The sequence below is a fragment of the Novosphingobium profundi genome (genome assembly GCF_018491765.1).
GTDB classification, from domain to species: Bacteria; Pseudomonadota; Alphaproteobacteria; order Sphingomonadales; family Sphingomonadaceae; genus Novosphingobium; species Novosphingobium profundi.
On record NZ_JABWCU010000013.1, the window covers coordinates 12,825 to 37,197 of the forward strand.

30 protein-coding genes are annotated in these 24,373 nt (G+C 67.1%); 11 read left to right on the forward strand and 19 right to left on the reverse strand.

What is annotated here, in order from left to right:
• Position 1: 1 nt before the first annotated feature.
• From truB to HT136_RS15545, 4 genes are all read right to left on the reverse strand, one after another.
• Positions 2-919: a tRNA pseudouridine(55) synthase TruB gene (gene truB, locus HT136_RS15530; RefSeq protein ID WP_214200721.1), complete on the reverse strand. Its 918-nt coding sequence runs from the start codon at positions 917-919 to the stop codon at positions 2-4.
• A gap of 100 nt (positions 920-1,019) precedes the next feature.
• Positions 1,020-1,427 (reverse strand): DUF6491 family protein, encoded by a 408-nt coding sequence (locus HT136_RS15535; protein ID WP_214200722.1) that lies wholly within the window; start codon positions 1,425-1,427, stop codon positions 1,020-1,022.
• A 108-nt stretch (positions 1,428-1,535) separates the two neighbouring features.
• On the reverse strand, positions 1,536-2,222 hold the full coding sequence (locus HT136_RS15540; protein WP_246543767.1) for a site-2 protease family protein: 687 nt from the start codon (positions 2,220-2,222) through the stop codon (positions 1,536-1,538).
• Positions 2,223-2,280: 58 nt separating this feature from the next.
• Entirely contained in the window at positions 2,281-2,907 is a 627-nt protein-coding gene (locus HT136_RS15545; protein WP_214200896.1) for a thymidine kinase, read from the reverse strand.
• Between the two features lie 155 nt (positions 2,908-3,062).
• On the opposite strand from HT136_RS15545, the gene HT136_RS15550 reads away from it, so the two are divergent.
• Positions 3,063-4,763, forward strand: coding sequence for a DUF1963 domain-containing protein (locus HT136_RS15550; protein ID WP_214200724.1), 1,701 nt, complete (start codon positions 3,063-3,065; stop codon positions 4,761-4,763).
• Between the two features lie 79 nt (positions 4,764-4,842).
• On the opposite strand, the gene rbfA is transcribed toward HT136_RS15550, so the two are convergent.
• Entirely contained in the window at positions 4,843-5,265 is a 423-nt protein-coding gene (gene rbfA / locus HT136_RS15555) for a 30S ribosome-binding factor RbfA (RefSeq protein ID WP_214200725.1), read from the reverse strand.
• Positions 5,266-5,374: 109 nt separating this feature from the next.
• Between rbfA and HT136_RS15560 the strand changes: the two genes are divergently transcribed.
• The gene (locus tag HT136_RS15560) at positions 5,375-5,710 is read left to right on the forward strand and encodes an RcnB family protein (protein ID WP_214200726.1); all 336 of its coding nucleotides are present in this window, start codon (positions 5,375-5,377) and stop codon (positions 5,708-5,710) included.
• Between the two features lie 77 nt (positions 5,711-5,787).
• On the opposite strand, the gene HT136_RS15565 is transcribed toward HT136_RS15560, so the two are convergent.
• The 10 genes from HT136_RS15565 to pspF all read right to left on the reverse strand — a co-directional run bounded on the left by HT136_RS15565 (position 5,788) and on the right by pspF (position 15,900).
• The gene (locus tag HT136_RS15565; RefSeq protein ID WP_214200727.1) at positions 5,788-6,321 is read right to left on the reverse strand and encodes a DUF1697 domain-containing protein; all 534 of its coding nucleotides are present in this window, start codon (positions 6,319-6,321) and stop codon (positions 5,788-5,790) included.
• 193 nt (positions 6,322-6,514) lie between these two features.
• Positions 6,515-9,325, reverse strand: coding sequence for a translation initiation factor IF-2 (gene infB / locus HT136_RS15570; protein WP_214200728.1), 2,811 nt, complete (start codon positions 9,323-9,325; stop codon positions 6,515-6,517).
• Between the two features lie 17 nt (positions 9,326-9,342).
• Positions 9,343-10,101: a DUF448 domain-containing protein gene (locus HT136_RS15575; RefSeq protein ID WP_214200729.1), complete on the reverse strand. Its 759-nt coding sequence runs from the start codon at positions 10,099-10,101 to the stop codon at positions 9,343-9,345.
• Positions 10,082-11,725 carry a transcription termination factor NusA gene (gene nusA / locus HT136_RS15580; protein ID WP_214200730.1) on the reverse strand — a complete coding sequence of 548 codons (1,644 nt, stop codon included), beginning with the start codon at positions 11,723-11,725 and terminating at the stop codon, positions 10,082-10,084. The genes HT136_RS15575 and nusA overlap by 20 nt, the downstream gene beginning before the upstream one ends.
• 3 nt (positions 11,726-11,728) lie before the next feature.
• The gene (gene rimP, locus HT136_RS15585) at positions 11,729-12,301 is read right to left on the reverse strand and encodes a ribosome maturation protein RimP (RefSeq protein ID WP_214200731.1); all 573 of its coding nucleotides are present in this window, start codon (positions 12,299-12,301) and stop codon (positions 11,729-11,731) included.
• A 416-nt stretch (positions 12,302-12,717) separates the two neighbouring features.
• Positions 12,718-13,188 carry a JAB domain-containing protein gene (locus HT136_RS15590; RefSeq protein ID WP_485020547.1) on the reverse strand — a complete coding sequence of 157 codons (471 nt, stop codon included), beginning with the start codon at positions 13,186-13,188 and terminating at the stop codon, positions 12,718-12,720.
• Positions 13,146-13,592 (reverse strand): hypothetical protein, encoded by a 447-nt coding sequence (locus HT136_RS15595; RefSeq protein ID WP_214200733.1) that lies wholly within the window; start codon positions 13,590-13,592, stop codon positions 13,146-13,148. The genes HT136_RS15590 and HT136_RS15595 overlap by 43 nt, the downstream gene beginning before the upstream one ends.
• 67 nt (positions 13,593-13,659) lie before the next feature.
• Positions 13,660-14,001: a hypothetical protein gene (locus tag HT136_RS15600; RefSeq protein WP_246543768.1), complete on the reverse strand. Its 342-nt coding sequence runs from the start codon at positions 13,999-14,001 to the stop codon at positions 13,660-13,662.
• Positions 14,002-14,116: 115 nt separating this feature from the next.
• A complete protein-coding gene (locus HT136_RS15605; RefSeq protein ID WP_214200734.1) occupies positions 14,117-14,647 on the reverse strand; it encodes a LuxR C-terminal-related transcriptional regulator in 531 nt (176 codons plus the stop codon).
• Positions 14,648-14,826: 179 nt separating this feature from the next.
• On the reverse strand, positions 14,827-15,900 hold the full coding sequence (gene pspF, locus HT136_RS15610; RefSeq protein ID WP_214200735.1) for a phage shock protein operon transcriptional activator: 1,074 nt from the start codon (positions 15,898-15,900) through the stop codon (positions 14,827-14,829).
• Positions 15,901-16,064: 164 nt separating this feature from the next.
• Here pspF and HT136_RS15615 point away from each other — a divergent pair, with 164 nt between their 5' ends.
• The 7 genes from HT136_RS15615 to HT136_RS15645 all read left to right on the forward strand — a co-directional run bounded on the left by HT136_RS15615 (position 16,065) and on the right by HT136_RS15645 (position 18,916).
• Positions 16,065-16,271: a hypothetical protein gene (locus tag HT136_RS15615; protein WP_214200736.1), complete on the forward strand. Its 207-nt coding sequence runs from the start codon at positions 16,065-16,067 to the stop codon at positions 16,269-16,271.
• Positions 16,268-17,152 (forward strand): phage shock protein PspA, encoded by an 885-nt coding sequence (gene pspA / locus HT136_RS15620; RefSeq protein WP_214200737.1) that lies wholly within the window; start codon positions 16,268-16,270, stop codon positions 17,150-17,152. The genes HT136_RS15615 and pspA overlap by 4 nt, the downstream gene beginning before the upstream one ends.
• 159 nt (positions 17,153-17,311) lie before the next feature.
• Positions 17,312-17,698 carry a PspC domain-containing protein gene (locus HT136_RS15625; RefSeq protein WP_214200738.1) on the forward strand — a complete coding sequence of 129 codons (387 nt, stop codon included), beginning with the start codon at positions 17,312-17,314 and terminating at the stop codon, positions 17,696-17,698.
• 30 nt (positions 17,699-17,728) lie between these two features.
• Positions 17,729-18,010 (forward strand): hypothetical protein, encoded by a 282-nt coding sequence (locus HT136_RS15630; protein ID WP_214200739.1) that lies wholly within the window; start codon positions 17,729-17,731, stop codon positions 18,008-18,010.
• 11 nt (positions 18,011-18,021) lie between these two features.
• On the forward strand, positions 18,022-18,375 hold the full coding sequence (locus HT136_RS15635) for a hypothetical protein (RefSeq protein WP_246543769.1): 354 nt from the start codon (positions 18,022-18,024) through the stop codon (positions 18,373-18,375).
• Entirely contained in the window at positions 18,372-18,650 is a 279-nt protein-coding gene (locus tag HT136_RS15640; protein WP_214200740.1) for a hypothetical protein, read from the forward strand. Before HT136_RS15635 ends, HT136_RS15640 begins: the two co-directional genes overlap by 4 nt.
• A complete protein-coding gene (locus tag HT136_RS15645) occupies positions 18,647-18,916 on the forward strand; it encodes a hypothetical protein (protein ID WP_214200741.1) in 270 nt (89 codons plus the stop codon). The genes HT136_RS15640 and HT136_RS15645 overlap by 4 nt, the downstream gene beginning before the upstream one ends.
• A gap of 136 nt (positions 18,917-19,052) precedes the next feature.
• Here the strand turns inward: HT136_RS15645 and HT136_RS15650 are convergent, their stop codons facing one another.
• A complete protein-coding gene (locus HT136_RS15650) occupies positions 19,053-21,119 on the reverse strand; it encodes an NAD(+) synthase (protein WP_214200742.1) in 2,067 nt (688 codons plus the stop codon).
• Positions 21,120-21,387: 268 nt separating this feature from the next.
• Between HT136_RS15650 and HT136_RS15655 the strand changes: the two genes are divergently transcribed.
• Entirely contained in the window at positions 21,388-21,798 is a 411-nt protein-coding gene (locus HT136_RS15655; protein WP_214200743.1) for a SufE family protein, read from the forward strand.
• Positions 21,799-21,800: 2 nt separating this feature from the next.
• The gene (locus HT136_RS15660; protein ID WP_214200744.1) at positions 21,801-22,160 is read left to right on the forward strand and encodes a YbaN family protein; all 360 of its coding nucleotides are present in this window, start codon (positions 21,801-21,803) and stop codon (positions 22,158-22,160) included.
• Between the two features lie 16 nt (positions 22,161-22,176).
• On the opposite strand, the gene HT136_RS15665 is transcribed toward HT136_RS15660, so the two are convergent.
• The 3 genes from HT136_RS15665 to HT136_RS15675 form a co-directional block, all read right to left on the reverse strand.
• On the reverse strand, positions 22,177-22,746 hold the full coding sequence (locus HT136_RS15665; protein ID WP_246543770.1) for a DUF924 family protein: 570 nt from the start codon (positions 22,744-22,746) through the stop codon (positions 22,177-22,179).
• Positions 22,747-22,770: 24 nt separating this feature from the next.
• A complete protein-coding gene (locus HT136_RS15670; protein WP_343222208.1) occupies positions 22,771-23,730 on the reverse strand; it encodes a formate/nitrite transporter family protein in 960 nt (319 codons plus the stop codon).
• A 77-nt stretch (positions 23,731-23,807) separates the two neighbouring features.
• A complete protein-coding gene (locus HT136_RS15675) occupies positions 23,808-24,326 on the reverse strand; it encodes a sterol desaturase family protein (RefSeq protein WP_343222209.1) in 519 nt (172 codons plus the stop codon).
• Positions 24,327-24,373 lie beyond the last annotated feature (47 nt).

The window sequence follows — 24,373 nt, forward strand, 5'->3', positions numbered from 1 at the left end:
TTCACTCCGCGACATCGATGAGATTGAACCCCCGGACCACGCGGACTTCTCCGTGTGAAAGCTCCACCAGCGCAACCGGAACCGATTCCAGCCGTGCCCAGTGCAGCCCGTCGTCCTGGGGCATTCCGGTCAGAACGCGGCCCTGTCGGACCGCCCTTGCCTGCTCCGGGGTGAGGTCGATGGCCGGGATGTCGTCCAGCCCCGCCTCCAGCGGCAAGAGTATCTGTTCAAGAGGCGCGCCCTTACCGATTTCGTTCAATTTGTCCAGCGAAATCGCCTGCGCGAGCGCGAACGGACCGGCCTTGATGCGGCGAAGCATGGTCACCGTACCGCGCGAACCGAGGGCATGCGCGATGTCGCGCGCCAGGCTTCGGATATAGGTCCCCTTGGTCACGCTGGCCAGCAGCGTGACCCCGTCCGAGGCATCGAAGCCATGGATCTCAAGCGCATGGATCGTCACATCGCGCGACTTGAGCGTGACCTCTTCGCCCGCGCGGGCGAGATCATAGGCGCGCTTTCCGTCAACCTTGAGCGCCGAATAAGCGGGCGGCACCTGGGTGATCGGCCCGGTGAAGCGGGGCAGGATCGCGGCGACGTCCTCGCGGGCGGGAATCACCTCGCTCGTCGCGATGACCTTGCCCTCGGCGTCGAGTGTGTCGGTCTCCTCGCCGAAGCGCAGCGTGAAGAGGTACGTCTTGTCCGCATCGAGCATCCGACCGGTCAACTTGGTCGCCTCACCCAGCGCGATCGGCAGGACGCCCGAGGCGAGCGGGTCGAGCGTGCCCCCATGGCCCACCTTCACACCGCCCTTCAACTTCATGTTGAAGCCCGCCTCGCGCAAGTTGCGCTTGACCGCCGCGACGGCCTGGGTCGAGCCCAGCTCCAAAGGCTTGTCGAGGATGATCCAGCCATGCGGCATCAGCGGGCACCCCGCGCGAGGAAGGCAGCGTCGAACGTCATGCCCGCCCCAAGACGCACCGGCGCCCGCTTGTCAACTCGCAGCCGCCGCCGCGCCGCCTTCACCGCGTCTTGTGCGCCTTCTTCGCGGGCGGCCCGTCGACGGCCTGGAACGCGCTGAACATGTAGCGCTGCCCCTTGACCAGGACCCCGCCGAAGCGGTCGAGCGCGCCGCCCGGACCGCTGATGATGCCGATGTTCTCGACAAAGGGCAGGTCGGTCGCGGTCCCGATCAGGTCCGCGCGGTACCATTGCCGATGGTTGTCCTTGAAATAGACTGCACGCGTGCCATCGGCGCGCCAGTCCTGCACGCCGCCGTGGTTGGCAAAGGGGATCGAGGCCGCGCGACCCTTTTGCCCGCCGCTCTGCGCGGCTGGCTGGGCCGAGGCCGATGCCGCCATCGCGGGAGCGCAAAGCGTCGGGGCGAGGGCCATCAGGCCGGCGGACAAAAACAGCGTTCTCAAGCGCATGGTGAACTCCTTGCTTGCGTGGTTCGCACCATTTGCCCCTCACCTTCGAGATGGGCGCGGTCGTCCCTGCGCGCAAGGCCTCGATACACAGTCTTACACGCGCGCCGTTCAGCCCCCTGCCACCAACTGGGCGAGGTCGAGGAACCGGTCGAAGACCCACTGGAAGGGGGGCACGACGAACCGATCGACGATGCCCCATTGCGGAAACAGCGTGGGCAGGATCACCAGCAGCAGGACCATGAACACCAGACCGAGCCGGCGCGTGCGCGCGTAGTGGCGCGCCGCGCCGCGCGGCAGCAGGCCCTCGACGATGTGCGAGCCGTCGAACGGGGGCACCGGGAGGAGATTGAACAGCGCCAGGAAAAGGTTGAACTGGATGAACGCGGAAAGCGAGAAGGTGACGAACTCCCAGACCTGTCCCGGACTGTCCGGCGCGAAACGGTAGGCGAGCCCGAACAGGACCGCACCCAGTCCGGCAAGGATCACGTTGCTCGCCGGTCCCGCCACGGCCACGAACATCATGTCGCGGCGCGGATTGCGCAGGCGATTGCGGTTGACCGGCACGGGCTTGGCCCAGCCGAAGACCGGCGCGTGCGCCAGCGCGAGCGCGCCGGGCACGAGCACCGTCCCCACCGGGTCGACATGGCGCAAGGGGTTGAGCGACAGGCGTCGCGCATCGTGTGCGGTGGTGTCGCCCAGCAGGCGGGCCACCAGGCCATGCGCGACTTCGTGGCAGACGATCGCAAGGATCAGCGGCAGGGGGATCGCCGCCATCTGCAGCGTGGTGAGTTCCATGCCGCCCATCTAGGCTTTCGCCACGAAACCCGCAATGAACAGGCCTTGCCGCACGCCGTCAGCGCCCGAGTGCCTCGCTGAAATGGCGGCGGCACAGCGCGACGTAGCGCTCGTTCCCCCCGATCTCGGTCTGCGCGCCCTCGCTTACCGCCGCACCGGTGCCATCGACGCGCACGTTCATCGAGGCCTTGCGGCCGCAGTGGCATACGCCCTTGAGCTCGACCAGACTGTCGGCAATTCCCAGCAGCACGGCCGACCCTGGGAACAGCTGCCCCTGGAAATCGGTGCGCAAGCCGTAGCAGAGCACCGGGATATTGGCCTTGTCGGCGAGATGCGCGCACTGCCAGACCTGTTCGGGCGCCAGGAACTGCGCCTCGTCGATCAGGATGCACGACAAGGGGCCGGCCGCGTGCGCGGCGGTGACCCGTTCGTAGAGATCGGTATCGGCGGTGAAGCGGTGCGCCCCGGCGTGAAGGCCGATGCGGCTCTCGATGGCGTGGGCATCGACCTGTCGCGCGTCGCGCTCTCCATCGTGCCCCCCGTCTCTCCCGGAGCCCCGGTCGTCGAGCGCGGCGGTCCACAGCATGGTGCGCATGCCACGTTCGTTGTAGTTGAAGTTCGCCTGCAGCAGGGTCGCCGACTTTCCGGCGTTCATGCTGGCATAGTAAAAATAGAGTTTTGCCATCGCCACTGGGGATAACAAGCCTTGCGCGGCTGTCCACGCACTTGCCCTGCGTTCTCCCCGGCGGGAATGATCCGCGCGGACGTGCGTCGCAACGCAATTGGGCCCCCGCCCCCGACGCGCGCGGCTTTTAGTACGCAACGCCTGTGGAGCACGCCATGAAACGAATGATCGCCGCCTTCGCATTGATGGCCCTGGCGATAGCCATTGCGATCTACATCGCGATGGCGCCAATGGCCTCCCCCACCGCCACGGGCGCGCTCAATTCGCTGCTCACCACCTTCGATGGCGGTGTCGACCGGATCGAGGCGAGCCTGGGCCGCAGCACCGGCGCGCTCGTCGCCATCGGCATCGGCCTGCTGCTCTCGCTGCTGGTGGGGCTGGCTCCGTCGCGCCGGCGCCCCCGCACCGACGAGGATTCGATCTTCGTACCCCACGACGGGCTCGACGACGCGCTCGAACTCGAGCCCTTCCAGGAAGCGACCGAGGACGACCCGAGCCTCGTCGCACCCGGCGCGCACGACGCCGCCGAGGTGCCCGAGCATGCCGCTCCCCGCTACGTCGAGCCTCGCTACACCCCCGAGCCCGTCGCCGCGCCCGAGACGGCGCGCGTCCACGAGGCCGAGCCCGCCCCGCTCTTCACGCAGGCCCCGCTGCCGCTCGCACCCGAACCCGCCCCGGAACCTGAAGCCGCCCCCGCACTGGCGACCGCCCCGGTCCACCTCGTGCGCAAGGCGCGCGCGGCGAACCGCGACTGGTTCGGCGATGCGAGCTGGTTCGGCGGACTGCCGCGTCTGGGCGCCGCATCCTGGCCGCGCGACACCAACGGACAGGCCCTGCCCTTCCTCGCGCAAGTCGACCTTGGCGAAGTCGCCGCCGTCCTTCCCGGCGCCACACTTCCCACGGCCGGTTCACTCGCCTTCTTCCTTGGCGATGGCGGCGTCGTGCCGGTTCCGGCCGCCGCACCGGGCGAGACCCTCGACTTCTCCGAACCCCCGCAGGACCTCCACCCGGCCTTCGACGAGGGCGGTGACCTCTTCCCGCAGCGCACCGCGCGCATGACGCGCTGGCTGTTTCCGTTCTGGCCGATCACTCCCGCCCGCGAACAGGACGACGATGGCGCAAGCCCGCGCGACCACCCCTTCTACGCCTATGGGGTGGGCGAAAGGGTCGATGCGCTCTCGTGGCATTCGGCGCTGCACTTCGCCGATCGCCTGCGCGATGCGCTCGAGCAGGCCGACACTCCCATCGGCGCGCACCGCGAACGGCTGCGCGAAATGCGTGAGATGCTCACCCGCATCGAGAACGACCCCGACGCCGATCCGTACGAACGCGACGACGCGCGCGACGACATCGAGGGGCTCGAGGCCGAACTCGCGCAGATCGAGGAACAGCGTCGGTCGCTTCCCGAGATGCTGGCGGCAATGGAGAGCTTCCTCCAGGGCCGAGAACCCTGGACACCGATGACCGCGGAGGAATGCGAAATCCTGCGCGATCTCCTGCCCGAGACCCACGAGCGCTATGGCGAACTGATCGGCGGATCGATACCCGCCTCGCTCGGCGAGATCGCGACGATCTCGTTGCGCACCGCGATCTCGGGTCCGGCCGAGGCCGTCGCGTCGATCCCGCCCGCCACGCTCGCGCGGATCAACGGCGAATACCGCCTGCCCCCCGAAGGGCGCCACATGCTGTTCACGCACGCGCACGACAGCGACGAAATGGTGCTCGTCGATCTGGCCTGGGACGACATGCTCGAATGGCGCTGGCCCGGTGAAAGCCGTTTCCAGCTGCGGATCGATCCGCGGGACGCGGCGGAAGGCCACTGGCACCTCGCGCGCGCGTTGTTCGTACAGGACTGAACCGGATCCACGCCGAGGCCAGCGCGGCCCCGGCGAACACCGGCGCAGACACCAACGGGGCCAGAAGCCTCGTCGCGGGTCAATCCTCCTGCGCGTCTCCGTCTTCGCCCTCGGAGGCGATGTCGCGCTGGACGCGCGGGTCGCTCAGCAGCGCATCGATGCGGCTTGCCTCGTCGAAGGTCTCATCCGCGCGGAAGCGGATCTTGGCCGCGAAACGCAGCTTGAGGCGCTGCGCGACTTCCTTCTGGAAATAGGCGGTGTTGGTGCGCAGGGCCTTGAGCACGGCCTCTTCGTCCTCGCCCAGAAGCGGTTTCACGAAAACCGTCGCAAGGCGCAGATCGGGGCTCATGCGGACCTCGGTGACCGAGACCGAATGGCCGCTCAGCGTGGCGTCGTGGACCTGCTGGCGGGTGAGGATCTCGGAGATGACGTGGCGCACCTGCTCACCCACCTTGAGAAGGCGGACGGAGTGCTGCTCGGGAGTCGTTTGCTGTCGAACCATGGTTGCATCCCATGTGGGCCAGCGGCGACAATTTGCAACAATTGATTACGCCACCTTTGGAGCGCTTGGCCGTTATGAGGGTATCAGGTTCACACTAAGGAGCATTTAAATGAACAAGTTCACCGCCACGCTGATGGCTGCCTCGCTCGCCCTTCCCGCCTTCGCCGCGCCCGCGATGGCCGCGCCCCAGCAGCACGGCCAACCCAACCACGGCCAGCAGGTGAGCCAGGCCGCCCACAAGGACAACGGCTACAAGTCCTTCAAGAAGGGCGACAAGTTCGACCGCAACCACGCGCGCAACTACCAGGTCGTCGACTACAAGCACTTCAAGAAGCTGCCCGCTCCCAAGCGCGGCTACCGCTACGTGCGCTCGGGCAGCGACGTCCTGCTGATCGGCACGTCGAGCCTCAAGGTCTACGCCGTCTACGGTGGTCTCTTCCGCTAAGCCTAAAGGGCTGAAAGCGACATCATCGTCACCGAGTAAGTGGAGGCGGCGTGCTTGGCGGGGCACGTCGCCTCTTTTCACATCTTGGCGAGAATGCGCCCCAGCGAGCGGGCGTTGCGCGCGGTCGTGCGACGTCCGAGGCGTCGTTCGATGAAGGCGTTGGTGAGCCGGCTCTGCCCAACCCCGTGGACGTAGTCGACGAAAAGGCAGCGCTGGCCCAGCGCCAGTTTCTCCTCGCCCCGCCCGGTATAGGCGGCGACGAGCGCCTCGAAATTGGCCGGTTCGGCCTCACCGTCGAGGAACAGGGTGTGGACCTGCGCGTCCTCGCCGAAACCGACGAAGGGATTGTCCTCGAGCGCGGCGCGCACTTCGTCCTTGCTGCGGATCGCCACGAAGCTGTCGATGTCGAAGCGCTCGGCCATGATGTAGGCGAAAAGCTCCTCGAGCCCTTGCGTGGGCCGCTCGTCGTAGTCGAACAGCACGTTGCCCGAAGCGATCACGGTCTCGACGTTGTCGATCTCCTCGCGCCGCAGCGCATGGCGCAAGTCCTCCATCGTCAGGCGGTTTCCACCTACGTTGAGCGAGGAGAAAAAGGCGCAGTAACGGGGCATTCGTGACAACTCCGGTCGACAGGACAGCTTGGCGGGGACCTTTCCCGCACCTCTAGCAAAGAGGCTCCCGTTCCGACAGCCACCCACGCGAAAAGGGGCGGACACTCCCGTGAGTGCCCGCCCCTTTTTCCTGTCCGCGGCCGGAGCGATCCGAGGGCGCCCGCAGCGCCCCGGAATTGCCCCGCCGTCAGGCTCAGCCCAGCGTACGTTCGCGGTGGCTGACCTCGAAGACTTCGAGCTGGTCGCCCGCGCGGATGTCGTTCGTGTCGGCCAGCACCACACCGCACTCGAGACCGGTGCGCACTTCGTCGACGTCGTCCTTGAAGCGACGCAGCGAGGCGATGGTGGTTGCCGAAACGATGACGTCGTTGCGGGTAAGACGTGCGTGAAGGCCCTTGCGGATGACGCCTTCCTCGACGAGCAGACCGGCGGCCTTGTCCTTCTTGCCGGCCGGGAAGACCTGCTTGACCTGCGCACGACCGACGACGGTTTCGATACGTTCCGGCCCCCAGATACCCGCCATCTGCTTGGCGACTTCCTCGGTCAGCTCGTAGATCACGTCATAGTACATCATCGAGGTCTTCGACTTCTCGATCTGCTCGCGCGCCTTGGCGTTCGGACGGACGTTGAAGCCGATGATCGGCGCGCCCGAGGCCGAAGCCAGCGACACGTCGGTCTCGGTGATGGCGCCGACACCCGAGTGCAGCACGCGCACCTTGATCTCGTCGTTCGAGAGGTTGTGGAGGGCAGCCGCGATGGCTTCCACCGAACCCTGCACGTCGGCCTTGATGACGACCGGGTACTCGATGACGTCCTGCTTGGCCTTGAGCGCCGAGAACATCGTGTCGAGCGAAGTCGGAGCGGTGGCGGTGCGCTTGGCGGTCGCCTGCTCCTGGCGCCACGAGGAGACCTCGCGGGCACGCTGTTCGCTGTCGACGACGGTCAGGGTGTCGCCCGCCATCGGCACGCCGCCAAGGCCCAGGACCTCGATCGGCATCGAGGGACCAGCGTCCTTGAGCTGCTTGCCCTTGTCGTCGTGCATCGCACGCACGCGGCCGCTTTCGGTGCCGACGACGAAGATGTCACCGCGCTTGAGCGTACCGCGACGGACCAGCACGGTCGCCACGGGGCCCTTGCCCTTGTCGAGCTTGGCTTCGATCACGGTTGCCTCGGCCTCGCGGTCGGGGTTGGCCTTGAGCTCCATGAACTCGGCCTGGAGCAGGATCTTCTCGATCAGTTCGTCGAGACCCGCGCCGGTCTTGGCCGAGACTTCCACGTCCTGCACGTCACCCGACATCGCCTCGACGACGATCTCGTGCTCGAGCAGGCGCTCGCGCACCTTCTGCGGGTTGGCCTCGTGCTTGTCGCACTTGTTGATCGCGACGATCATCGGAACGCCCGCGGCCTTAGTGTGGTTGATGGCCTCGATCGTCTGCGGCATGATGCCGTCGTCGGCGGCCACCACCAGGATGACAATGTCGGTGACGTTGGCACCGCGCATGCGCATCTGGGTGAAGGCGGCGTGACCGGGCGTATCGAGGAAGGTGATCTTGTCGCCGCCCTTGGTCTTGATCTGGTAGGCGCCCATGTGCTGGGTGATGCCACCGGCCTCGCCGCGCACCACGTCGGTACCGCGCAGCGCATCGAGCAGCGAGGTCTTGCCGTGGTCGACGTGACCCATGATGGTCACCACCGGTGCACGCGGCTTCAGCGTCTCGGGCGCATCGACGTCCTGATCGTTGTTGATGTCCACGTCGCTCGCCGAGACGCGCTCGATGTTGTGGCCGAATTCCTCGACCAGCAGCTCGGCGGTGTCCTGGTCGATCGTCTGGTTGACGGTGACCATCATGCCCATGTTGAACAGCGCCTTCACCAGGTCGGCGCCCTTCTCGGCCATGCGGTTGGCGAGTTCCTGGACCGTGATCGCCTCGGGCACGACAACGTCGCGAACCTGCTTCTCGCGCGGCTGCGAACGGCCCGAGAACTGCGCACGGCGTTCCTTTTCACGCGCACGCTTGAGCGCGGCGAGCGAACGGGCGCGCGCGCCCTCGTCGTCGTTGAGCGCACGGTTGACCGTGAGCTTGCCCGACTGGCGACGGTCGTTCTTGCGCTCGGCGCCGCGCACCGGTGCCGCGCCCTTCTTGACCGCATCGGGCTTCTTGCCACCGGCAGCACCGGCCGCTTCGGGCTTGCGCACCGCAGGTTCGGGGCGCTTGACCGGGGTGAAGCGACGCGGGGCCGGCGCTGCGGCCGTGCCGCCCGCTTCGGCCGCAGGTGCGGCTTCTTCAGCGGCCGGAGCCGCGGCGACGGGAGCCGCATCCTGTTCCTGCTTGGCACGGGCCTGCGCCTCGGCGGCGACCTTGGCGTCCGCCGCAGCCTTGACGGCGGCTTCTTCCTCGGCGCGACGATTGTCCTCGGCGCGGCGCTTTTCGTCCTCGATCGCCTGAAGCTTTTCCTCCTCCTCGCGGCGGCGGTTTTCTTCGGCCATGCGCAGGCGATCTTCCTCGGCCTCGCGCTGGAGGCGCGCGACGCGCTCCTGCGGGGTTTCGCCCGGAGGACCCTTGCGCGGGGGCATCGGCTTCTTCTTGGCGACCGGAGCGGGCGCAGGGGCCGGACGCGGCGCAGGAGCCGCCGGACGCGCGACCGGAGCCGGCGCGGGGGCAGGCTCGGGAGTCGGTGCGGGCGTCGCCACCGGCGCGGGGGCCGGGGTCGGTTCGGGTGCGGCCGGAGCCTTGGCCTCGGGAGCCGCAGCCGGAGCCGGAACCGGCGCCGGGGTCGGTGCAGGCTGCGGCGCAGGCGCGCTCTGCGGCGCAGGCGCCTCGGCCTTGGCCTCGCTCGCGGTGTCCGCGCCGGGCTTGCCGATCACCTTGCGACGCTTCACTTCCACCACGACCTTGTTGGTGCGGCCGTGGCTGAAGGTCTGCTTGACCTCACCGGCTTCCACGGAACGCTTCAGCCCAAGCGGCTTGCGGCCCAGGGTCGGTTTGTTATCGGTCTCGCTCATAAGTCTCGTCTTGCCCTTCAAATCTCTATTGCTTGTGCCCGACCCAGATCGGGTTTCGTCACGGGCACAGCATCGCGGGCCGGCCCTTCGCCATCTTGTCTATCGGCATCCCCCGTGTCCGGTGGATCCTGCCCCTGGAACTGCAGGAGGCGCTTCAGCAGCACGTCGACCCTCTGGGCCGCGCCGCGATCGTTGAGCGCCAGGTGCACCACGTTGTCGCGGCCCAATGCCACAGACAGCGCGTCGCGGTCCAGTGGCAAGCGCGTTCCCTGCAGACCCGACCCCTCTTCCTCGCGCCCCACGCGCCAGGCCTGGTCGAGCTTGCGCGAACCGTCCGCGCTGGCGTCGGCCGCATGGGCGAGCCAGGCGACCTTGCCCTCGCGGGCGTTCTGCGCGATTCGGTCCGAGCCCATCAGCAGGCGCCCGGATTTCAGTTCGAGGCCGAAGCGGTCGGTCAGCGCCCGGGAAAGAGCCTGTTCGATGCGTTCGGCCAGGTCCTCGGGGATCGACAGCGGCGCGCCCTTGTAGGCGCGCGCCAGCGCTCCCTTTAATTTGCCCTTCGCGACCGCATTTTCAAGAGCGCTGCGCGAAACGCCGATCCACGCCCCGCGCCCGGGGGCACGTGCGTGGATATCGGGAAGGACCAGGCCATCGGGCGAGATCGCCAGACGGATGAAGTCCTCGCGCGCACCTTTCCGGCCGGAGAGGATGCATGTCCTCTCCGCCCCGGTGCTATCGATGTCGGAGCTTACGCGCTCATTGCGAGGATTCCGCATCGGCGGCCTCCTCGGTTACGGGCTCGGCAGCCGGCTCAGCCGCGTCGTCCTCGTCGAACCAGTGCGCGCGGGCCGCCATGATGATCTCGTTGCCCTGCTCTTCGCTGAGGCCGTATTCACCCAGCACGCCGCCCTTGTCCTCGTCGCGGGCGCGACGGTTGACCGAACCGTCGCGGCGACGCTGCTCGGTGCGCTTCTTGGCGATGAGCTCGTCGGTGGCGAGATCGGCGAGGTCGTCGAGCGTCTTGATGCCCGCCTTGCCGAGCACGACCAGCATGCCCTCATTGAGGTGCGGCAGCTCGGCCAGCGCGTCCTCGACACCCAGCGCGCGGCGTTCCTCGCGGAACGCGTCCTCGCGGCGCTCGAGCGCTTCGTGCGCGCGGTTCTGGAGTTCCTCTGCAAGTTCCTCGTCGAGGCCCTCGATCGAGGCGAGCTCGCTCATGTCGATGTAGGCGACTTCCTCCAACTCGGTGAAGCCTTCGGCCACCAGCAGCTGCGAGAGGGTCTCGTCGAGATCGAGTTCGGTCTCGAACATCGAGGAACGCTCGGTGAATTCCTTCTGGCGCTTCTCCGAAGCCTCGGCCTCGGTCATGATGTCGATCTGCGAGCCGGTGAGCTGCGAGGCAAGACGCACGTTCTGGCCACGACGGCCGATGGCGAGCGAAAGCTGGTCATCGGGCACGACGACCTCGATGCGGCTCTCTTCCTCGTCGATGACGACGCGGCTGACGGTCGCGGGCTGGAGCGCGTTGACGACGAAAGTCGCGGTGTCCTCGCTCCAGGGAATGATGTCGATCTTCTCGCCCTGCATTTCCTGGACGACCGCCTGGACGCGGCTGCCCTTCATGCCGACGCAGGCGCCGACCGGGTCGATCGAGTGGTCGTGGCTGATCACGCCGATCTTGGCGCGCGAACCCGGGTCGCGGGCGGCGGCCTTGATCTCGATGATGCCGTCGTAGATTTCGGGCACTTCCTGCGCGAACAGCTTCTTCATGAAGTCGGGGTGCGCGCGGCTGAGGAAGATCTGCGGACCACGGTTCTGGCGCTCGACGCGCAGCACGATGGCGCGGATGCGCTCGCCGACGCGGGCCGCCTCGCGCGGGATCTGCTGGTCGCGGCGGATGACGCCCTCGGCGCGGCCGAGGTTGACGATCACGTGGCCGAACTCGACCGACTTGATCACGCCGGTGATGATCTCGCCGGCGCGGTCCTTGAATTCCTCGTACTGGCGATCACGTTCGGCGTCGCGGACCTTCTGGAAGATCACCTGCTTGGCCGACTGCGCGTCGATGCGGCCGAGGTCGACCGGGGGCAGCGGATCGACGATGAAGTCGCCCAGGTTCGCGTTCTTGTCGAGCTTCTGGGCCTGCTTGAGGTCGACCTGCTTGAAGTAGTCGTCGACTTCCTCGACCACCTCGACGACGCGCCACAAGCGCAAGTCGCCGGTGCGCGGATCAAGCTTGGCGCGGATGTCGTTCTCGGCGCCGTAGCGGTTGCGGGCCGACTTCTGGATGGCTTCTTCCATCGCCTCGATGACGATCGCCTTGTCGATCATCTTCTCCGAGGCGACCGCGTTGGCGATCGCGAGCAGCTCGGCGCGGTTGGCGGAAATCGCACTGGCCATGGCTTAGTCTTCCTGTTCCTCAAGAATGTCGTCCGCACCGCTGGTATCCAGCGGACGGGTGGCTGCGATCAGGCGGTCGGTAAGGACGAGCCTGGCGGAATGAATGTCGCCGAGCGGGAACGAGACCCGGCCCGACTTCTTGTCCTCGAGCGTGACGGTCTCGGCGCCCGCGTCCCCCTCGATGCCCACGAGATCGCCGTGAAGCGCCTTGCGGTTGCCCTCGACAGCCACGTTCAGGTTGACGCGCGCCTCGTGCCCGGCCCACTTGGCGTAGTCCTTCGGGCGGGTCAGCGGACGATCGATGCCCGGCGAGCTGACCTCGAGACGGTAGGCTTCCTCGATCAGCACGTCGCCGGCTTCCTCGAGCGCGTCCATGCGATCGGAGATACGGTGCGAGAGCGCCACGCAGTCGTCGAGCACGAGTTGCCCGGTCGCGGGGTTCTCGGCCATGATCTGCAGCGCGATCTCGTCGTCACCGACCTCGCTCTTGCCGAACAGGCGCACGCGCACGAGATCGAATCCGAGGGCCTTGACCTCGGGTTCGATGACTTCGGTGATGCGCGCGATATCGGCCAAACGGAACTCCGGTAAAAAAATCGGGCGAATCACCGACCGGCGATTCGCGGTAAAGACGCATCGGGAAACGCGGTTTCGCGCCGGCCCCTGTCCGGCGCCAGCCCGATCCATGTTTCACCAATGTCGGGATGAGGTGCAAATAAGCGCAATTGGCGAAAGATGCAAGGGCAACCTCCCGAAGAGCTCGCGGATGCCCCGCAAGCCGGGCCTCGGCATAGCCCTGGGGCACGATGGCAGCACCGCCCGGGCTCGCCGCCGGAGAAAAAGGGCGACGGGGTGCACGAAGCTCCCCGTCGCCACGAAGCGTGACCTGCCGCCCACCGGCCGAAGCCGCGGAACGGCAGGTCATCACTCCCCCATGAGCTCCACCAGGCCCGTGCGTCTGAAGTCCGGGCCTGGCGAAGGTCGCAATTCGTTCAGGCGGCCCTGCGCCGCCGCTCCACTCCCCCGGGAAGCCTGTCAACCACGCGGCGCCATGCAGGCACCTCGACGAGGCCGGCCGCGCGCAGGCTCGTCACTTCCCCACCGCCGACCACGAGATGGTCGACAAGTTCGGTGTCGAGTGCGCGCGCCAGCGCCGCGAGGGCGCGTGTCGCGCGGATGTCGGCGCGACTCGCACGCGGATCCCCCGAGGGGTGGTTGTGCGCCAGCAGGAAGCCATGCGCGCCCAGCCGCAAGGCCGGCTCGAGAACCGTGCGGTAGCGCCCGCCGATCCAGTCGCCCCCGCCGCTGTCCAGCACAATATCCCCCAAGGCATGGCCGCCCTCGTCGACATAGACAGCGACGAGCACCTCGTGGCGCAAGCGCCCCAGGCACCGCGCGAGCGCGGGCGGAAAGGCCCGGCTCAGCGGTCGGATGCCGGCGAGCTCGTCCCCCAGGTCTGCCAGGCGGAGTCCTCGCCCTTGCGACGCATCCGCACGATGTGCCCGACCGTCCCTGCCAGCAACGCAACCATCGCAAAGAACGTGGGCCCATCCCGCATCAGGGCATAGACGATGCTCGGGATGGCGAGATCTGCCCAACGTGCAAAATGCGCACTCAGACTGAGCAATTGCAGTGCGGCTGCCCATAATGGCCAGACCCTCCTTGCATTAACGGCGATGATACTAAAGCCGATCGTTCCGACGAGGTCGCACAGGAACGCGACCGGATCGACCACCGTGTACCGGCTGGGCAGCATGAAAGCCCCAACCGACTGCACCGCCCACATCCCCAGGATGATAAGGCCACCCCAGCGCTCCGGCTCCCCGCCCTTGAAGGCCGCAAGCCCCGGGCTGACGACCAGAAGCACGAAGAAGAGTGGAAGAAAGATGTGCGCGAAGGTCAGAATGCCCCCCGCGCCGCATCACGCACTCGCATCACGCAAGGCATGTCAGGGCTTCGTCCCGGTCCGCGCCGGCGTCGAGACTGGCCGATTCGGGGCAACCCTCGACCGGGATCCCCATCGATTCGGCGAGATTCGACAGGTCGGCGTGGGCACGCAGAAGCTCCGAGCGCGCCGAGATGAGGTTGCGCTGCATCGCCGCCACGCGCATCATCGGGCGATGCCCCGCGTGCGCCGCCTCGCCGGTCTCGACGCGGGCGCGGGCCATTTCGGCAAGGAGGTCGCCCGAACGGGCAAGCAATTCGTCCATCGCGTCCTCGACCGACTTCACGGAACGACCGATACGCAGGCTGGCAACTTCAGGGGTCATGGTCATGTCGTCGTCTCCGGTCACCGCCCCATCGAGGTGGCGGCGCTCTCCGACCGGCCCGCAGCCTGCCGGAATGTCACCACGAAGGCCCAGGAGCCGGCCCGCGCCGGATCGAGCGACATCAGATCAGGCGTCCCAGCGCACTGGCGATCGCCAGCGAAGTCGCCAGCGTCATCGCCATCATCAGCGCCAGGACGAAGATCGCGCCGATACGGCCGATCCGTCCGAACCTGCGGTCGAAAGCCTCCAGGCCCACCGGAAACGAAGCCCCGCGATCATCCTCGATCCACTCCGGAATGCCTGCCAGGGGGCGCGCGTCGGAGAGAACGAAGTCGGGCGTATCCGGCAAGTCCTGGAAGAGACTTTCGTCCTCGACGGCCCGATCGTCGACACCCGGAAAATCACATGTGGTTTTTCCACATAGGTCACGCAACCGCGCGTAATGGCGCGCGGTTTCCTTGCGGTTGGCCGTCCCCCACTTCTCGCGCACCCCGGCGAGGCGCTGGTCGACGGTGTTGGGGGCGATCGCCAGCTCGCGCGCGATCTCCTTCGTCGTGCGGTGCAGGACGAGGCGGTCGAGCACTTCCACCTGCTTGTCGGTCAGTGCCTCCAGCAGTGCGCGCGCGTGGATTGGATCCAGTTCAACGGCCATGGCTCATGCAGCATTCGATCATCGGGACGGGGACACCTGTAGCAAAATCGCAACGACACCGGAATTACCCTTAGCTCGATTGCAGAATAGCGACATCCTGAACAGGTGGTTTCGACCCGCGATCGGCCAAGGATCATCCCGCACCGACGGACGTCATGCCAGCGCCCCGCCGCCACGCGTCAGTCCGGCATCCGGCCCGCTTCAAGCGCCAGCCCATGGCGCTTCATGCAATGGCGCAACTGGTCGTAGCTCAGTCCGACCGCCCCGGCCGTGCGTCGCTGGTTCCAGCGGTTGGCCTCGAGCGCGGCGCGCAACAGATCGCGCTCGTAAGCCTCTACCGCGGCGCGCAAGTCGCCTGCGTGCCCGGGACCCAGCCGCGGGGCCGGATCCTGCGCGGTCGTGCAGGCCAGACCACCTTCGGACGAAGGCTCGCGCACGAGCCCGCCCGCCGCGCCGGGTGCCTGGTCCCGTCCCTCCCCCCAGGGGCTGAGGAAAGGGTCGAAGACCACCACCGCGATCGGCTCTGCGGGCAATTCCCAACGGTAAACCGCGCGTTCGACCACGTTGCGCAGTTCGCGCACATTGCCGGGCCAGCCATAAGCCTCGAGTTCGCCGAGCGCCTCGGACGTGAATCCGGGCCAACCCTCCCAGGCCAGTTCGGCCGCCATGCGCCGCCCATAGTAATCCGCCAGCTCGAAGACATCGCCTTCGCGCGCGCGCAACGGTGGCAGCGTGATCACCTCGAAGCTCAACCGGTCGAGCAGGTCCGAGCGGAACGTTCCGGCCTGCGCCATACGCGGCAGGTCGGCGTTGGTCGCCGCGACGATGCGCACGTCGACCAGGACCGGACGCGAGGAGCCGATCCGCGTGACTTCGCCATATTCGATCGCGCGCAGGAGTCGCTCCTGCGCCGCCATCGACAGATTGCCCAATTCGTCGAGGAACAGCGTGCCACCGTCAGCCTCCTCGAAGCGACCTGCCCGCGCGCGCGTCGCGCCGGTAAAGGCACCGGCCTCGTGGCCGAACAGCTCGGCCTCGATCAGGGTCTCGGGCAGCGCGGCGCAATTGAGCGTGACCAGCGGTTCGCCCCAGCGCGACGAGAGGTGGTGCAGGCGCTGGGCGATCAGCTCCTTGCCCGTGCCGCGCTCGCCAATGACCAGCACCGGCCGACCGATCCCGGCGGCACGGCTGGCGCGCTCGACCGCGTCGAGAAAAGCCACCGACTGGCCGATGAACTGCACATCACGATCCATTGCCAACTCTTAGCAAATTTCACCATTCATTGGCAATTCAGCAATTAGCCTGGCGACGCACGTCAATTAGCAAAGCTTGCAATTGAGCCATTCGTGCGAATTGGCACGCCTCCTGCAATGCACTCGCCATAGTGGAAACACGCCAATCAACGGGGAACAAAGTCATGCCGCTGCGCCACGCCAGCCCTGAACGGACCGGAGCCGACTATGCCGCCCCCAAGCGGCCTTCGACCCTCGCCCGCACCAAGCTCGACTGGGCGATCATCGCCAGCCTGCTCGCCATGGGCGCGCTCAACCTGGTCGCGATGGCCGATCACATCGGCCCCGCCAAGGCCTATGCCGCGCCGGTCTGCGGAGCGCCGCTGGCATGAGCCGTCTCGACGCCGAAATCGAAATTCTTCACACGCGCCAAAGTGCGTGCGAAGATGGCGTCAAGCCCCGCAGGCGCACGTCCTGGCACGCCGCCAACGACAGCCACGCCGCCTTTACGCACGACGCCGCCCCGCACACCTTCCGCCACCCGAGCCAGACACAACAAGGAATCGCCAGCATGGGTATCTTCTCGCGCACCCGCGACATCATCGCCGCCAACTTCAACGACATGCTCGACAAGGCGGAAGACCCGGCCAAGATGATCCGGCTCATCATCCTCGAGATGGAGGAAACGCTCGTCGAGGTGCGCACCAGCTCGGCGCGCACGATCGCCGATCAGAAGGAACTGCGCCGCCACGTCGACAAGCTCGACCGGCTCCAGGCCGACTGGGCCGAGAAGGCCCAGCTCGCGCTCAGCAAGGATCGCGAAGACCTCGCCCGTGCAGCGCTGCTCGAGAAGAAGAAGGCGGCCGACATGGCCGACCAGCTGCGCGGCGAGATCGCCATTCTCGACGATTCGCTGCGCGCCTACGAGCAGGACATCGAGAAGCTGCAGAACCGCCTGCGCGAGGCCCGCAGCCGCCAGAGCGCGATCGCCGCGCGGCTCAAGAGCGCCGAGAACCGCGTGCGCCTGCGCACGCTGCTGTCCAACGAGCGCGTCGACGAGGCACTGGCGCGCTTCGACCAGCTCGAACGCCGCGTCGACTATGCCGAAGGGCGCGCCGAAGCGATGTCGCTCGGCGACGATCGCCGTCAGCCGACGCTCGCCGATGAAATCGCGGCGCTGGCCGATGGGGACTCGATCGAGGCCGAGCTCGCCCAGATGAAGAAGTCGATGGGTTCGGGCAGCTCGGAAGGCTCGGGCACGCTCGAATCCTAAGTCTCGTCGAACAGGGCCCGCCCGCGCACACCCGGATACGCGCGCGAGGCCCGTCATGAAATCCCCGCCTCGGCACGACTCGGCATGAGGAGGGGAAAGGTCCGGGGGCAGCAGGAACTCGCATCCTGCCTGGACGATCCTAGGGAAGGGACAACAACAGTGTCACGCGGTCATTTCTATCTCGACAAGTCACACGCCAAGCTCGCCGGCGTGTGCGCCGGTATCGCCAACTACACCGACATCGATGCGCTGTGGATCCGGCTTGGCGCCGTGCTCCTGCTGCTCTTCGGCTTTCCGGTGGTGATCGCGATCTACATCGCGGTCGCGCTGATCGCCGACAAGCGGCCGATGGGCGACTACAGCGCGCACGAGGAAGAGCGCCTGTTGCGCCGCATGGAACGCCGCCGCGCGCGCAAGGCGGGCCTTGGCCGCACCGACCGCCTGCGCGGGGAACTGAGCGACATCGACCGCCGCATCGCCGAGATGGAGCAGCACTACGCGGGCAGCAACGCTCGCCTTGCCGCCGAAATCGACAGCCTGCGCTGAAGCCGGCCCTCTTTTCAGGACAACCCGACCATGGCCATTGCCGAACTCATTCCCATCGTCGCACTCTCGATCCCGATCGTCGTGATCTGGACCCGCCACCAGCGCAAGATGGCCGAGATCCAGGTCGATACCACCGCCGAGAAGGCCGCGCTCTACGCCAACAACAACGCCCAGCTCGAAGAGCGGGTGCGGGTGCTCGAACGGATCATCACCGACGGCGGCTACGACACCGCGCTGCAGATCGAGGCCCTGCGCGACCAGCGCCACGTCGAGCAGCAGCGCGCCCCCGACACCGACCCCACGGTCAACTGAAAGGAGCGGCCATGAGCCTCGACCCGGGCCTCCTTATGGACCTGACCCCCATCATCGCGATCTGCACGGCGATCGGCACGGGTGGCTGGATCTTCAACAACTGGCTGCGCATGCGCCATGGATATCCGCTCGAGAATTCCTGGGGCAAGAGCATCTACCCCAGGGATAACGGCGAAGCGCAGGCGCGCGTCCAGCTGCTCACCCAGGAGAACGCCGAATTGCGCGCCGAGATGAGCGCCGCAAAGGACCGCCTCGCCGCGCTCGAACGCATCGTCACCGACCAGGGCTACGACGTCGCCCGCCAGATCGAATCTCTGCGCGAGGCCCGCACCCTCGCGACACTCGAGAAGGAAACCCGCCAGTGAGCTTCGGGGACTTCATGGGCCTTGCCGCCGTGATGACAATGATCATCGCGGTCTTCGCCATCCTGGCCAGCGCCTACAAGCAGCGGCTGCGCTTCCTCGAACGCAAGCTGGAGCTTGCCGCCGGCACCCTGCCGATGCGCCAGAGCGAGAGCGAGCTTGAAAAGCGCGTGCGTGTGCTCGAAAGAATAGCCACGCAGGGCGAGAGCGCCGACACGATCGCGCGGCAGATCGAGGCGCTGCGGACCGGCGAGCTTACGGAGGTGACGACCCAATGAGTTTCTGGACTGCCGTTGTCATCATGTTCGTGATCGGCTGCGTGACGTGGCTGCGCGCGCGCAAGATGCAACTGCCCTCGTATGGCAATGAGCGCGGCGAAGAGCGCGGCCGGGGCCGAGCCCTGGGCCGCCGCGATCCCCACGAGCAGGAACTCGAGGACGAGATCGCAAGGCTGCGCGAGCGCATCAACGTGCTCGAACGCATCGCCACTGACGAGCGACGCGGCAAGGACCTCGCGCAGGAAATCGAGAAGCTGCGCGACTAAGGCAAAGAAATTCAAGGGATTTACCATCCCATGACCCTGTATCCTGTGCCGCAGTGCGTACCCGACATCTCGGGCACACACTGCGGCAGACGATTCCGGAAGCCCGAGGGCAATGGCCCTCGGATCGCTCTTACCTTCAATCCTGCGGCACGTTGGCCTCGAGTTCGGCCAGCCACACGTCCGCCCGGGCGTCGGACGGCGCGCGCCAGTCCCCCCGCGGGCTGAGCGCACCGCCCGAGGAAACCTTGGGGCCGTTCGGGATCGCCGAGCGCTTGAACTGGCTGAAGGCGAAGAAGCGGCGCAGGAACTTCTCCAGCCATGCGCGGATGACCGCAAGGTCGTACGCGACGCGCCGGTCGGCGGGGTACCCGTCGGGCCACTGGCCAGCCCCGGCATCGTGCCAGGCGTGCCAGGCGAGGAAAGCGACCTTCGAGGGCTTCTGCCCGAAGCGCATCACATGGTGCAGGAAGAAGTCGTTGAGCGCGTAAGGACCGATCTTCTCCTCGGTGCTCTGGATCGCGCCGTCGGCGCCCGCCGGCACCAGTTCGGGCGAAATTTCCGTATCGAGGATCGCGTGGAGCACCTCGCCCGCCTCGGCGCTGAAATCGGCGCCGTCGGCGCACCAGCGGATAAGGTACTGGATCAAGGTCTTGGGCACGCCCGCGTTGACCGCGTAGTGGCTCATCTGGTCGCCCACGCCATAGGTGCACCAACCCAGCGCCAGTTCGGACAGATCGCCCGTCCCGACCACGAAGCCGTCGTGCTGGCTGGCGAGGCGGAACAGGTAATCGGTGCGAAGCCCGGCCTGGACGTTCTCGAACGTCACGTCGTAGACCGGCTCTCCCTCGGCAAAGGCGTGGCCAATGTCCTCGAGCATGCGCGTCGCGGCGGGGCGGATGTCGATTTCCGCCGCCGCGATGCCGAGCGCGGTCATCAGCTTCCACGCGTTCGACTTCGTCCCCTCGCTGGTGGCGAAGCCGGGCATCGTGTAGCCGCGGATGAAGCTACGCGGCAGGCCAAGCCGGTCGCAGGCGCGCGCGGCGACGATCAGAGCATGGGTCGAATCGAGGCCGCCCGAGATTCCGATCACCATCGACTTCGCGCCCGTCGATTCGATCCGGCGCATCAGGCCATCGACCTGGATGTTGAAGGCCTCGTAGCAGTCCGCGTCGAGCTTCTCGGGCCGGTTGGGCACGAAGGGGAAGCGCCGCAGGGGCCGCACCAGGCCGATGTCGCCGCGCGCCGGGGCATGGCGGAAGGACACGGTACGGAAAGACTCCGAAGGGTTGCCCGCCAGCTCGGCGGCGTCGGCGAAAGTCGGCAGGCGCAGGCGGTCGCCCACGATCCGCGCGCAATCGACGTCGGCCACGCACAGTTCGGGTTCGAGCGAGAAACGGGTCGATTGCGCAAGGCATTCGCCCAGTTCGTAGACGATGCCCTGTCCGTCCCAGGCGAGGTCGGTCGTGCTCTCGCCGTGCCCCGCCGCGCAGTAGACATAGGCCGCAGAAGTCCGCGCGGACTGCGATCGGCACAACGCGTGGCGCTCGTCCGACTTGCCGATGACGATGTTCGAGGCGGAGAGATTGCACAGGATCGTCGCCCCCGCGAGCGCGCCGAGCGTGCTGGGCGGCGTAGGCGCCCAGACGTCCTCGCAAATCTCGACGAAGAAACGGAAATCCTTGAGCACTTCCGAGGCGAAAACGAGGTCGACGCCGAACGGCACCTCCTGCCCTGCGACCACGATCGAGGCCCCGCGCACCGCCTTGCCGCTCGCGAACCAACGCTTCTCGTAGAATTCGCGGTAGTTGGGCAGGAACGACTTGGGCACGACGCCGAGCAGCCGCCCGTGCGCGATCACCACCGCGCAATTGTAGAGCGAAGAGCCGTGCACCAGCGCCGCGCCGACCAGCAAGACCGGCGAGAGCGCGGCGCTGGCCGCGACGATCTCCGCCAGCGCGGCCTCGACCGCCGCGATCAGCGCGCCCTGCAAATGCAGGTCGTCGATCGCGTAGGCGGACAGGCACAGCTCGGGAAAGACCAGGAGATCGACGTGGGCCTCGTGCGCCCGGCGCGCCTCGGCCAGGATCGCATCGCGGTTGAAGGCGACGTCGGCGGGCCGCACGTGCGGCGTCGAGGTCGCCACGCGCACGAAGCCGTGCTCGTGAAGGGCAAAGAACGGGTGGCTGCGATCGGAACCGGTCATGCCGGTTTCCCTGACACAGAAGCGGGCTTGGGTGCAACAAGGACAAGAAGGGGATTCAAGGGGTTTACCACCCCTTGACCCCGCAGACCGTCCAATTAGGTGCCGGGCACGAGGCGGCCGGCCAGAACCGACCTCGACCGTATTGGGAGCTCGCGGGGCCATGCCGCTCGAAAGCATCCTTCGGCTTCTTCTGGAATCTACTCCTGCCGACCCGGGGCCTGGCTTCTAACCCCTTGCCCTGCGCCGCCACGCGCCTAAATGGCTATGCATGCGCAGCCTCGACGATATCCGCGAAGAATATGAATTCCTTGATGGCGACGAACGCTACCGGCTCCTGATCGAGCTCGGCCGCGAACTCGATCCCATGCCCGACGCGCTCAAGACCGACGCCACCAAGGTGCGCGGCTGTTCAGCCTCGGTCTGGGTCTACCCGATGGCGCAGGACGACGGCACGCTGCACTTCCTGGCCGACAGCAACGCGGCGATCACCAAGGGCATCGTCGCGCTGGTCATCGCGGGTGTCCAGGACCAGGCGGCCAAGATCGTCGCCGAGACCGACATCGTCGCCGCGCTCGCGCCCTTCGACCTCAAGAACCAGCTCTCGTCCAACCGCACCCAGGGCGTTCCCAACATGATCGCGCTGATCCGCGAGACCGCCGCGCGCTACGCCGCGGGATAACGATGAAACAGGTCAAGCGCTCGGTCTGGCTGGTCGCGGGCGTCCTGTTCGTCGCGCTCGGCACGATCGGCATCTTCCTGCCGGTGATGCCCACGGTCGTGTTCTACCTGCTGGCGGCCTGGTGCTTTTCCAAGAGCCACCCCGAATGGGCCGAGCGGCTCTACAACCATCCCAAGCATGGCCACCATCTCGTCGCCTGGCGCGACCGCCGCGCGATCAGCCGCAAGGGCAAGATCTCCGCGATCCTGGCGATGAGCGCGAGCATTCCCTTCACCTGGGCTGTCGCCGGATTTCCGATCGCCTTCATCCCGGTGGGCGTGCTCCTGGTGATCGGCCCCTGGATCTGGACGCGGGCCGAATAGCCGCCCGCCGGGCGGGTCAGGGGCCCTCGCGCTCGGCGAGACGCGCCGCCTCGTCCTCAGTAGTCGTCCGCCCCAGCGCCGCGTTGCGATAGGGAAAGCGACCGAAGCGCGCTATGTCGGCCTCGTGCGAGCGCGCGAAGGCCAGCACCTCCTCGACGAAATCACGCAAGCCTTCGAACGCCGCAACGCTTTCTCGCTGCAGGTCCGGGTCCTCGGCGTGCATCAGGGGCAGGTAGAGAAAATGGCGCTGCGAGAGCGCGAGTTGCCCGTCGATCCCGAGCGCGATCGCCTCAAGGGCGAGCGCCTGCGCCTTGGCGTCGGCGGCGAAGGCCTGCGCGGTGCCGCGGTGGATGTGGCGCGAGAACTGGTCGAGCACGAGGACGAGCGCCAACCGCCCGTGCGCGGTCCGCGCCCAATCGTCGAGATCGCCCGCGACGGCCCGCTCGTGGAGGACGCCGAAGCGTGCGGTCACGAGCGGATCGAGTGTCTCGCCTTCACCGAACCAGTCGGCCGGGGTCAGCTCGCGAAACCAGAAGTCGAGGACCCGGGCGATTTCCACCTCGCGCGGCGCGGGCATGCTGGTCATGATCTTCTCCTGCGCGTCGAGAGTTCAGATTTCGGCGTGGATCTGGCCATAGGCCAGCATCGCGAAGAGGCCGGTGCCTCCGATCACGTTGCCCACGAACGTGGGGATGAGATAGCCGGTGAAGGCGTCGAGGGCGCTCATCCGGCCATCGATCACCAGCATGAACATCTCGGTCGAACCGGCAATGACGTGGGTGAACCCGCCGGCCGCGATCAGCGAGGTGAAAAGCAGCACCATCCAGATCTCGAATCCCTTGGAGCTGGGCAGCATCCACACCAGCGCGGCGATGAAGAAGCCGGCCGGAATACCTTTCACCAGCGCGGTCCAGCCGTGCGAGCGGGCGGCGTGCTCGGCAACCTCGAACATCGCCGCTACGTTGCCGTCGCCCTGCGGGTCGCCGTTGCCTGACATCACGATGACGAAGAAGGCGGTCAGGAACGTGCCGATGAAATTGGCGCTGAGCACGGTCGCCCAGAGCCGCGCGGAGAGGCCCAGCTTGCCCCAGCTCGGCTCGGACAGCATCGGCAGGACGACGCTCAGCGTATTCTCGGTGAATAGCTGGAGACGCGCGAGGATCACGAGAATGAAGCCCACCGCGTAGCCAAGGCTCGAGATCAACCAGCGGTTGGGGCTGCCCTCGAGCGCCTCGTAGAGCAGAGCCTGCGCGAAGACCGAGGTCGAAATGCCGATCCCGGCCGCGATCCCCGACCACCACAGCGACGAGGTGGGGCGGCGCAGCTCCTCCTCGCCCTCGCTGCGGATGATCGAGAACACGGTCAGCGCCGAAAGCCGACTATGGGCCGAGACCCGGCGCCGCTCGCGCCGCGTCAGGGTGGAATTGCCGCTCTCGATCTCGCGCTCGGTGTTCTCACGCTCGGCCTTCTGCTCGGCCCGGCGCTGTTCCTCGGCACGCTCCTCTTCGGTCAGTTCCTCGATCTCGGCCTCGCTCGGAGGGCCGTCCATCGAACCGGCGATGTCGCTCACGATCCATGTCTCCTGAAGGAAAGGACACCTTGAAACGCGCCATCTCGTCCGCGGTTGCCGCAGGAGAGGATCCGCCCTCAGTCGTCGAGCGCCTCGCGCACGACCGCGATCCCGCGCTGGCGCTGGTCCTTGAGGTCCTGCTTGAGACGGGCCGGGTCGCGCGCGAGCACGAAACCGAAGCTGACCCCGCCCTCCTTGCCGATCGTCGCGTGGTGCAGCTTGTGCGCCTGGACCAGCCGCTTGGCATAGCCGCGCCGCGGCACCCAGCGGAAATAGCGCTGGTGGACGAGGCCATCGTGGACGAGAGTATAGACCAGGCCGTAGACGAGGATCCCGAGACCGATCCAGGTCGCGGGCCACCAGGCGCCCTGCCCCATCACCAGCGGCGAGCCGAGCGCGAACATCGAGATGCTCATTGCGGCGCCGACGAGCGCGAAGAGATCGTTCTTCTCGAGCAGATTGTCGTGCGGTTCGTGATGGTCGCGGTGCCAGGCCCAGCCGAAGCCATGCATGATGTACTTGTGGCTCGACCAGGCGACGAATTCCATCGCCGCAGCCGAAGCGAGCACGATCAGAATGGGGTAGAGAACGTTCACCCCCCTTACTTAGCGCGCCGGGCTTCGCCTGTCAGCGCCCCTGCGCA

Bases quoted from the DNA above. Each gene is read 5' to 3' on its own strand.
- truB (WP_214200721.1), bottom strand. From the start codon at position 919: ATGCCGCATGGCTGGATCATCCTCGACAAGCCTTTGGAGCTGGGCTCG.
- HT136_RS15535 (WP_214200722.1), bottom strand. From the start codon at position 1,427: ATGCGCTTGAGAACGCTGTTTTTGTCCGCCGGCCTGATGGCCCTCGCC.
- HT136_RS15540 (WP_246543767.1), bottom strand. From the start codon at position 2,222: ATGGAACTCACCACGCTGCAGATGGCGGCGATCCCCCTGCCGCTGATC.
- HT136_RS15545 (WP_214200896.1), bottom strand. From the start codon at position 2,907: ATGGCAAAACTCTATTTTTACTATGCCAGCATGAACGCCGGAAAGTCG.
- HT136_RS15550 (WP_214200724.1), top strand. From the start codon at position 3,063: ATGAAACGAATGATCGCCGCCTTCGCATTGATGGCCCTGGCGATAGCC.
- rbfA (WP_214200725.1), bottom strand. From the start codon at position 5,265: ATGGTTCGACAGCAAACGACTCCCGAGCAGCACTCCGTCCGCCTTCTC.
- HT136_RS15560 (WP_214200726.1), top strand. From the start codon at position 5,375: ATGAACAAGTTCACCGCCACGCTGATGGCTGCCTCGCTCGCCCTTCCC.
- HT136_RS15565 (WP_214200727.1), bottom strand. From the start codon at position 6,321: ATGCCCCGTTACTGCGCCTTTTTCTCCTCGCTCAACGTAGGTGGAAAC.
- infB (WP_214200728.1), bottom strand. From the start codon at position 9,325: ATGAGCGAGACCGATAACAAACCGACCCTGGGCCGCAAGCCGCTTGGG.
- HT136_RS15575 (WP_214200729.1), bottom strand. From the start codon at position 10,101: ATGCGGAATCCTCGCAATGAGCGCGTAAGCTCCGACATCGATAGCACC.
- nusA (WP_214200730.1), bottom strand. From the start codon at position 11,725: ATGGCCAGTGCGATTTCCGCCAACCGCGCCGAGCTGCTCGCGATCGCC.
- HT136_RS15600 (WP_246543768.1), bottom strand. From the start codon at position 14,001: ATGACCATGACCCCTGAAGTTGCCAGCCTGCGTATCGGTCGTTCCGTG.
- HT136_RS15605 (WP_214200734.1), bottom strand. From the start codon at position 14,647: ATGGCCGTTGAACTGGATCCAATCCACGCGCGCGCACTGCTGGAGGCA.
- pspF (WP_214200735.1), bottom strand. From the start codon at position 15,900: ATGGATCGTGATGTGCAGTTCATCGGCCAGTCGGTGGCTTTTCTCGAC.
- HT136_RS15615 (WP_214200736.1), top strand. From the start codon at position 16,065: ATGCCGCTGCGCCACGCCAGCCCTGAACGGACCGGAGCCGACTATGCC.
- pspA (WP_214200737.1), top strand. From the start codon at position 16,268: ATGAGCCGTCTCGACGCCGAAATCGAAATTCTTCACACGCGCCAAAGT.
- HT136_RS15630 (WP_214200739.1), top strand. From the start codon at position 17,729: ATGGCCATTGCCGAACTCATTCCCATCGTCGCACTCTCGATCCCGATC.
- HT136_RS15635 (WP_246543769.1), top strand. From the start codon at position 18,022: ATGAGCCTCGACCCGGGCCTCCTTATGGACCTGACCCCCATCATCGCG.
- HT136_RS15645 (WP_214200741.1), top strand. From the start codon at position 18,647: ATGAGTTTCTGGACTGCCGTTGTCATCATGTTCGTGATCGGCTGCGTG.
- HT136_RS15650 (WP_214200742.1), bottom strand. From the start codon at position 21,119: ATGACCGGTTCCGATCGCAGCCACCCGTTCTTTGCCCTTCACGAGCAC.
- HT136_RS15655 (WP_214200743.1), top strand. From the start codon at position 21,388: ATGCGCAGCCTCGACGATATCCGCGAAGAATATGAATTCCTTGATGGC.
- HT136_RS15660 (WP_214200744.1), top strand. From the start codon at position 21,801: ATGAAACAGGTCAAGCGCTCGGTCTGGCTGGTCGCGGGCGTCCTGTTC.
- HT136_RS15665 (WP_246543770.1), bottom strand. From the start codon at position 22,746: ATGACCAGCATGCCCGCGCCGCGCGAGGTGGAAATCGCCCGGGTCCTC.